The organism is Escherichia sp. S10b, assembly GCF_028421345.1.
Classification (GTDB): Bacteria; Pseudomonadota; Gammaproteobacteria; order Enterobacterales; family Enterobacteriaceae; genus ECMA0423.
The window spans coordinates 74,034-80,854 of record NZ_JAHZSO010000058.1 but is presented as its reverse complement, the minus strand read 5'-3'; the positions used below and the strand labels follow the sequence as shown (position 1 = coordinate 80,854).

The following is a 6,821-nucleotide window of genomic DNA, read 5'->3' as shown; positions in this document are numbered from 1 at the left end:
CCTGACTGGGGTAAACGGCTGGAAGTCAGCTGCTCGAGTTAAAGGCTACTTGGTCAACAGCAGCTTGCCAGCCTGAGTTTTACGTAGCAGATATTCTTGCCCGTCATGATCGATAATCAGTTTGCCATCCGGACCTAACAGTGTCTGGCTGGTAATTCGCCGGATGGGCTGTGGGGAAGCGGTCTTGTGATTGGCATCCGTTTCAGGCGTGAGTTTTCTGCTATCCGTATAACGCATAAAAATTAATAATAATTGATATAACAATGATTCTTATTATCAATATTATGGCAGGCCAGAGCAAGCAGTAATGTGTTGAGAAGACAACAAGTTGCGCAGAAATGCCCATCCCATCAGGAATGGGCACGCATTCAGAAGCGGGTATCTACCGCAGAGGCGAGTTTTTCGACCAGGCGTTCGGTATCTTCCCAGCCCAGACACGGGTCGGTAATGGATTGACCGTAAGTGAGCGGCTGACTGCCGACGATTTTTTGCGTTCCTTCGCGCAGGAAACTTTCCGCCATAATTCCAGCAATCGCCGTAGAGCCATTGCGGATTTGCTGACAAATATCCTCACAAACTTCTAACTGGCGACGGTGCTGCTTCTGGCAGTTACCGTGGCTGAAATCCACTACCAGATGTTCAGGTAAATCAAACTCGTGCAGCGTATCGCAGGCTGCGGCGATATCATCGGCATGATAATTCGGCTTTTTGCCGCCACGCATAATAATGTGGCCATACGGGTTGCCGCTGGTCTGATAGATGGTCATCTGACCATTTTTGTCTGGCGAGAGAAACATATGGCTGGCGCGGGCTGCGCGGATAGCATCCACGGCAATCCGCGTGTTGCCATCGGTACCATTTTTAAAACCTACCGGACAGGAGAGTGCCGAAGCCATTTCACGGTGGATCTGACTTTCGGTAGTACGTGCGCCAATCGCGCCCCAACTGATTAAATCAGCAATAAACTGACCGGTCACCATATCGAGGAACTCAGTCGCGGTAGGGACGCCCAGCTCATTTACCTGTAAAAGTAATTTGCGCGCCAGCTCCAGACCGTGATTTACCCGATAGCTGCCGTTTAAATCCGGATCGGAGATTAGCCCTTTCCAGCCGACAACAGTTCGTGGTTTTTCAAAATAGGTGCGCATTACGATTTCCAGCCGTGACTGGTACTGGTTGCGCAGCGACTGCAGACGGGTGGCGTACTCCATTGCAGCGGTGAGATCGTGGATCGAGCAGGGGCCAATAATGACCAACAGTCGCTTATCTTCACCATTCAGTATTTTTTCAATTCTGCGGCGGGAGTCGGTGACATGGGTGGCGACGCCAGGCGTTACGGGATACCGTAGCGCGAGTTCGGCGGGCGTTACCAGGCTCTCAATACGCGCAGTACGGAGTTCGTCAGTTCTGTTCATTACAAGTCTCAGAAATATGTTGCTTCTACGGCAGGACTACCGGGAAGTGATGCGCATCACGATAAACCAATCGCAGCTGATTTCAAGTGCGAGGTGTGTCACACCTCGCCGGGTGGTTAGCATGATAACAAAAAAACAAGCTAATGCACTAGTTCTCTAGTACATTCGGCGACTAAGGCCCATGATATCGAGGATCTTGGTGGCAATCTCTTCTACCGAATAATTGGTACTGTTAATCCACGGGATCTGATTTTTACGGTACAAGGCTTCCACTTCCGCGACTTCCATCCTGCACTGACGAAGCGAGGCATAGCGACTGTTCTCCCGACGTTCCTCGCGAATCGCCGCCAGACGTTCCGGGTCGATAGTCAGGCCGAACAATTTATGCTGAAGCGGTTTGAGCGACGCGGGTAGCACCAGATTATCCATATCGTCGGCAATAAAGGGGTAGTTTGCCGCGCGGATACCAAATTGCATTGCCAGATACAGACTGGTGGGGGTTTTACCACAGCGAGAAACACCGAGCAGGATCACCTGAGCCTGATCCAGATTGCGCAACGAAATGCCGTCATCGTGGGCGAGGGTGTAATCAATCGCCGCAATGCGCGCATCATATTTATTGAGATTATTAGGGTTAAGGCCATGGGTACGATGAGCAATCGGCGTTGGATCCAGTTTCATCTCTTGTTGTAGCGGGGCAACCAGCGCCTGAACGATATCCTGGCAAAAGCCTTCACTTTGCAAGATGATGGCGCGAATCTCCGGCAACACGATGGAGTAGAAGACCAGCGGGCGCACACCTGTCTGGTGATAAATTGCGTCAATCTGATCCTTCACTGCCCGTGCACGGCTCTCATTTTCGACAAACGGCAGCGTAATGCTGCTGATAGTGACGGGAAATTGTGACATTACTGCGTGTCCTAATACCTCCGCAGTTATTGCCGTACCATCAGAAATATAAAAAACGTGGCGATCAACAGCATTATCCATTTTGTTCTTCCCGTGATGCAGACATAATTCTATGAAAGCATAAATTAAAAACGCACAGAAGCGTAGGACGTAATGTCTGGTTTATAAAATGAACCTTCAATTTTATTTTTTATGAAAACAGCATTTCATTTTTATGGTTTCGTTTATACCGATGGTTTATGTGGAAATTGTCGAATAGAGCAGGTTTGCGCAACGCTGGGATCAGTCTTAAAAAGTAAAAAAATATATTTGCTTGAACGATTCACCGTTTTTTTCATCCGGTTAAATATGCAAAGATAAATGCGCAGAAATGTGTTTCTCAAACCGTTCATTTATCACAAAAGGATTGTTCGATGTCCAACAATGGCTCGTCACCGCTGGTGCTTTGGTATAACCAACTCGGCATGAATGATGTAGACAGGGTTGGGGGCAAAAATGCCTCCCTGGGTGAAATGATTACTAACCTTTCCGGAATGGGTGTTTCCGTTCCGAATGGTTTCGCCACAACCGCCGACGCGTTTAACCAGTTTCTGGACCAAAGCGGCGTAAACCAGCGCATTTATGAACTGCTGGATAAAACGGATATTGACGATGTTACCCAGCTTGCGAAAGCGGGCGCGCAAATCCGCCAGTGGATTATCGACACTCCCTTCCAGCCTGAGCTGGAAAATGCCATCCGCGAAGCTTATGCACAGCTTTCCGCCGATGACGAAAACGCCTCTTTTGCGGTGCGCTCCTCCGCTACTGCAGAAGATATGCCGGACGCTTCCTTTGCCGGTCAGCAGGAAACCTTCCTCAACGTTCAGGGTTTTGACGCCGTTCTCGTGGCAGTGAAACATGTATTTGCTTCTCTGTTTAACGATCGCGCCATCTCTTATCGTGTGCACCAGGGTTACGATCACCGTGGCGTGGCGCTCTCCGCCGGTGTTCAACGGATGGTGCGCTCTGACCTCGCATCTTCTGGCGTGATGTTCTCCATTGATACCGAATCCGGCTTTGACCAGGTGGTGTTTATCACTTCCGCATGGGGCCTTGGTGAAATGGTCGTGCAGGGCGCGGTTAACCCGGATGAGTTTTACGTCCATAAACCGACACTTGCAGCGAATCGCCCGGCTATCGTGCGTCGCACCATGGGGTCGAAAAAAATCCGCATGGTTTACGCGCCGACCCAGGAGCACGGCAAGCAGGTTAAAATCGAAGACGTACCGCAGGAACAGCGTGACATCTTCTCGCTGACCAACGAAGAAGTGCAGGAACTGGCAAAACAGGCCGTACAAATTGAGAAACACTACGGTCGCCCGATGGATATTGAGTGGGCGAAAGATGGCCACACCGGCAAACTGTTCATTGTGCAGGCGCGTCCGGAAACCGTGCGCTCACGCGGTCAGGTCATGGAGCGTTATACGCTGCATTCACAGGGTAAGATTATCGCCGAAGGCCGTGCTATCGGTCATCGCATCGGCGCGGGTCCGGTGAAAGTCATCCATGACATCAGCGAAATGAACCGCATCGAACCTGGCGACGTGCTGGTCACTGACATGACCGACCCGGACTGGGAACCGATCATGAAGAAAGCATCTGCCATCGTCACCAACCGTGGCGGTCGTACCTGTCACGCGGCGATCATCGCTCGTGAACTGGGCATTCCGGCGGTAGTGGGCTGTGGTGATGCAACAGAACGGATGAAAGACGGTGAGAACGTCACTGTTTCTTGTGCCGAAGGTGATACCGGTTACGTCTATGCGGAGTTGCTGGAATTTAGCGTGAAAAGCTCCAGCGTAGAAACGATGCCGGATCTGCCGTTGAAAGTGATGATGAACGTCGGTAACCCGGACCGTGCTTTCGACTTCGCCTGCCTGCCGAACGAAGGCGTGGGCCTTGCGCGTCTGGAATTTATCATCAACCGTATGATTGGCGTCCACCCACGCGCACTGCTTGAGTTTGACGATCAGGAACCGCAGTTGCAAAACGAAATCCGCGAGATGATGAAAGGTTTTGATTCTCCGCGTGAATTTTACGTTGGTCGTCTGACTGAAGGGATCGCGACGCTGGGTGCCGCGTTTTATCCGAAGCGCGTCATTGTCCGTCTCTCTGATTTTAAATCGAACGAATATGCCAACCTGGTCGGTGGTGAGCGTTACGAGCCAGATGAAGAGAACCCGATGCTCGGCTTCCGTGGCGCGGGCCGCTATGTTTCCGACAGCTTCCGCGACTGCTTCGCGCTGGAGTGTGAAGCAGTGAAACGAGTGCGCAACGACATGGGGCTGACCAACGTTGAGATCATGATCCCGTTCGTGCGTACCGTAGATCAGGCGAAAGCGGTGGTTGAAGAACTGGCGCGTCAGGGGCTGAAACGTGGCGAGAACGGGCTGAAAATCATCATGATGTGTGAAATTCCGTCCAACGCCTTGCTGGCAGAGCAGTTCCTCGAATATTTCGACGGCTTCTCAATTGGCTCAAACGATATGACACAGCTGGCGCTCGGTCTGGATCGTGACTCCGGCGTGGTGTCTGAATTGTTCGATGAGCGCAACGATGCGGTGAAAGCATTGCTGTCGATGGCTATCCGTGCCGCGAAGAAACAGGGCAAATATGTCGGGATTTGCGGTCAGGGTCCGTCCGACCATGAAGACTTTGCCGCATGGTTGATGGAAGAGGGGATCGATAGCCTGTCTCTGAACCCGGACACCGTGGTGCAAACCTGGTTAAGCCTGGCTGAACTGAAGAAATAAAATAAATCCCCGGCGGCGTTCAGTCGCCGGGTTTATGTGATCCCCGAAGATAAAACTTATTCAATCTCTTCACAGACATCCTGCGTTAATCGCCGCATAATATCTTTTCTTAACAAAAACTTTTGTATTTTACCTGAGGCAGTGCGCGGTAGTTTTTCGATTACCACGATATGTTCAGGATATTTATATTTTGCGACCCGTTTACGGCTAAAAAAAGCCACCACCTCTTCCAGCGATAATGAATGATGCGGCGCTTTCAGCACGACATAAGCGCATGATCGTTCACCTAAACGTTCATCGGGCATTGCAACCACACAGGCATCGTGAATTTTAGGATGCTGCAATAAAATATCTTCCACTTCACGGCTGCTAATATTTTCGCCGCCGCGGACAATAATATCTTTTTTGCGTCCGGTAATTTTTATATAGCCAGCCTCATCCATACGGCAGAGATCGCCGCTGTAATACCAGCCTTCTTCATCCAGCGCACGGGCGGTTAATTCAGGTTCATCAAAATATCCCATAAACACATTGGGGCCACGCGAGGCTTCTTCACCTTCGCAACCTGGCGGTAAGGTCTTGCGTGCGTCATCGACCACTTTAATCTCTACACCTGCGGCAGCGTAACCATCGGTGTGCATAAAGCGCGACAAAGGATCATCGAGATTCACCACCGCATGCGGCGAACTTTCTGTGGAACCATAAACACTTAATAATTTAATGCCGAGCTGCTGGCATTCACGCGCCACTTTTTTGGGGATTGTGGTTCCGCCGCAAAGAAAGAAACGCAGCGCTGACAGGTCCGCGGGTTGTTTCTCTAGTACATTCAAAAGATCATAGACAAACGGCGTTGCGCCTAGCATACAGGTGCAACGCTGCTGCTCAAGCAGCGCGAGACACGCATCAGGAGTGAAAATATCTAACAACACGCTGCGAGCGCCAATTAAGAATGGTGCCGTTACGCCATGCAGAAAGCCCGTTGCGTGGCCGAGTGGCGCAGGCATCATAAAGACATCCTGCCAGGTCAGATTCAGCCGCGCGCAATAAGCCCGCTCACTGGCGAGAATATTGTTATGCGTTAGCATCACGCCCTTTGGCAGACCCTCGGTTCCGGAGGTAAACAGCACCGCAGCTAATTCATCGCCGTGGGTCGTTATCGCCGTGGTCAGTGGGGTATTGTCGGCGATAATCTGACTTAATGAGAGGGAAGAGGTGGCGGGAGCCAGTTTGTCCACGCCGACAATTTGTTGTAGTTGTGGAAGCTGATTTTGCAGCGGCAGGATTAAATCTACCGGGCGCGTTTGTTTAAACAACGTCGGTGCAAAGAACATTTTTGCCTGACACTTATTGAGCACCCACACCAGTTCTGCTTCCCGCCAGGAAGGCAACAGCGGCACGGAAACCGCACCGATTTTCAGGCAGGCAAGATAGATAACGGTAAATTCACACCAGCCAGGCAGTTGAAATGCGATGCGATCGCCTGATTCAATACCCTTCGCTAACATCCAGTTTGCCAGACAGCTCGCGGCGTGATCGAGCGCGCTATAGGTGTACGATGCACCATGATTATCGACCACGGCAATTTTGTCTGGCATCGCACGAGCGGTCTGCTGCCAGTAATCGGCCAGCGAAGCATCGCCCCATAGCCCTTGCTGACGATACGCCGCACGACGTTGTTCGTTGAACGTTAATGTCACTTTCATGT

General features: G+C 51.1%; 5 protein-coding genes. 1 reads left to right on the top strand and 4 read right to left on the bottom strand.

Annotation, left to right across the window (positions count from 1 at the left end; translation table 11 throughout):
* Positions 1-45 precede the first annotated feature (45 nt).
* The 3 genes from hemP to ppsR all read right to left on the bottom strand — a co-directional run bounded on the left by hemP (position 46) and on the right by ppsR (position 2,405).
* Positions 46-237: a hemin uptake protein HemP gene (gene hemP, locus FTE26_RS05855; protein ID WP_001270810.1), complete on the bottom strand. Its 192-nt coding sequence runs from the start codon at positions 235-237 to the stop codon at positions 46-48.
* Between the two features lie 131 nt (positions 238-368).
* Complete coding sequence (gene aroH / locus FTE26_RS05850; protein WP_001082229.1) at positions 369-1,415, bottom strand: 3-deoxy-7-phosphoheptulonate synthase AroH; 1,047 nt, start codon at positions 1,413-1,415, stop codon at positions 369-371.
* 156 nt (positions 1,416-1,571) lie between these two features.
* Positions 1,572-2,405 carry a posphoenolpyruvate synthetase regulatory kinase/phosphorylase PpsR gene (ppsR, locus tag FTE26_RS05845; protein WP_000368046.1) on the bottom strand — a complete coding sequence of 278 codons (834 nt, stop codon included), beginning with the start codon at positions 2,403-2,405 and terminating at the stop codon, positions 1,572-1,574.
* A 332-nt stretch (positions 2,406-2,737) separates the two neighbouring features.
* On the opposite strand from ppsR, the gene ppsA reads away from it, so the two are divergent.
* A complete protein-coding gene (gene ppsA, locus FTE26_RS05840; RefSeq protein WP_000069375.1) occupies positions 2,738-5,116 on the top strand; it encodes a phosphoenolpyruvate synthase in 2,379 nt (792 codons plus the stop codon).
* 56 nt (positions 5,117-5,172) lie between these two features.
* Here ppsA and fadK read toward each other — a convergent pair whose 3' ends face one another.
* A complete protein-coding gene (gene fadK / locus FTE26_RS05835; RefSeq protein ID WP_001297385.1) occupies positions 5,173-6,819 on the bottom strand; it encodes a medium-chain fatty-acid--CoA ligase in 1,647 nt (548 codons plus the stop codon).
* Between the last annotated feature and the right edge of the window lie 2 nt (positions 6,820-6,821).